Below are 1907 nucleotides of genomic sequence, written 5' to 3' on the forward strand. Positions count from 1 at the left end.
CCGACGACCGGCCGCCGCCGTACCAGGGCGCGTACGGCGCGCCTCCCGGGCGCCCGCAGCCGGTGTTCGCGCCTCCGGCCGGGTACCCGGCGCCCGGAACCGGCCAGGCCGGATATGGCCAGGCGCCCCACGCGCAGCAGGCCCCCTACGGGCCCGGGCAGCCGGGCTACGGCCAGGCTCCCTACGCGCAGGCGCCGTACGGCCAGGGCGGCTACGGCCCGCCGTCCTACGGCCCCGGCGAACCGGGAGCGCTCGCGAGCCGGGGGCTGCGGTTCGCCGCCGGGCTCATCGACAGGTTCATCGTCGGCATCTTCAACGTGCCGGTCGCGCTGTTCGCCATCCGCTGGGACCGGCTGCGGGAGGCCGCCGACACCGGGCAGAGCCTCGAGAACCCGCTGGACGCCTACGACATCCCGCGCCTGGTGGTGGGCTACGCCGTCGTGATGCTCCTGAGCGTCGCCTACTACACCGTCCAGCACGCCCTATGGGGCAAGACGATCGGGAAGCGCGCGGTCGGTATCCGCGTCGTGCGGGCCGACGACCACACGGCGGCGAGCTGGGGGCAGGTCATCGCCCGGCAGGGCTTCGTCTTCCTGGCGAGCGCGATCACGACGGCGCTGACCTTCCTGGTCCCGTTCGGGGGCCTGTTCGGGTTCATCGCGATGCTCGACAACGCCTGGATCCTGTGGGACCGCGACCGGCAGGCCGTGCACGACATGGTCGCGGGGACGGTGGTGGTGCGGGCGCCGGCGTGGGCGCCGGACCCGTACGCGCGTACCTGATCCCGGCCCGGGCGGCAACCCTTGATCATCCGGGCGGTAAACATTCCGGTCTCCGCCGACGCGGCGAGGTTTGGACGGACGCGGCGCGGCGAACCTCTCAGACATGACGCAACCGCCCAATGACCCCCAGTCCGGGGACCAGCCGGAGGATCGGCCGCACGGGCAGCAACCACATGGGCAGCCGGGACAGCCTGAGCAACCGGGCCCGTACACGGGTCCGCCGTACGGCGGGCAGGAACCCTATGGAGGGCAGCCGGGGTACGGCCAGCAGCAACCGGGTTACGGCCAGCCCGGCTACGGCGAGCAGCAGCAGCCTTACGGCGGCCAGCCCGGCTACGGGCAACCCGGCTACGGCCAGCCCGGGTACGGGCAGCAGCCGGGGTACGGGCAGGAGCAGCAGCCCTACCCCGGCCAGGGCGACCCCTACGGCGGGCTGCCCCGCTACCAGGGCGGCCCGGGCGAGTACGTCGACCCGTCCGCCGGGCTGGCGAGCCGGTGGGCGCGCCTCGGCGCGGCCATCATCGACGGCATCATCGTCGGGATCGTCGTCGGGCTGATCTCGCTGCCGTTCGTCAACTGGGACAACGTGTTCCACAACAACGGCACCATGTACGACGGCGCCCGGGTCGGCACCAACGCGGTCAGCATCGTCCTGGGCTTCCTCTACTTCTGGCTGATGACGGCCAGGTGGGGCCAGACGCTCGGCAAGATGCTGCTGAAGATCCGGGTCGTCCGGCAGGACGACGGCATGGCGGTCACGACCGGCCAGGCGGCGGGCCGGGCGGCGTTCTACACCGTCCTCGGCGGCATCTGCGGCTGCATCGGGCTCATCGACGTGCTGTGGATCCTGTGGGACCCGCGCAAGCAGGCGCTGCACGACAAGGTCGCCCGGACGGTCGTGATCAAGGCGGGCGCGCACCTGCCCGACCCGTACGCGCACCGCTGAGGGCGTCCCGCGGGACGGGCCCGAGGTGCCGGGGACGGGCCTGAGTTGCCGGGCACGGCCCGTCCCGGGCAGGCTGGGCGGCGTGCATATGGCCGGAAACTCCCCCAGCCCCCGCCGACGCGGCCGGGGCGCCGCCCGCCGCGGCACCGCGCCGCGCGGGATCGTGCCGCGCGGCCTCG

The 1907-nt window shown here is 73.8% G+C and carries 2 protein-coding genes; both read left to right on the forward strand.

The window, feature by feature from the left end; translation table 11 throughout:
- A partial coding sequence (locus F9B16_RS53960) for an RDD family protein (protein WP_151547321.1) occupies nt 1–782 on the forward strand: 782 nt, incomplete at its 5' end.
- A 103-nt stretch (nt 783–885) separates the two neighbouring features.
- On the forward strand, nt 886–1728 hold the full coding sequence (locus tag F9B16_RS50245; RefSeq protein ID WP_151547322.1) for an RDD family protein: 843 nt from the start codon (nt 886–888) through the stop codon (nt 1726–1728).
- Nucleotides 1729–1907: the final 179 nt, after the last annotated feature.

The organism is Actinomadura montaniterrae, from assembly GCF_008923365.1.
Classification (GTDB): Bacteria; Actinomycetota; Actinomycetes; order Streptosporangiales; family Streptosporangiaceae; genus Spirillospora; species Spirillospora montaniterrae.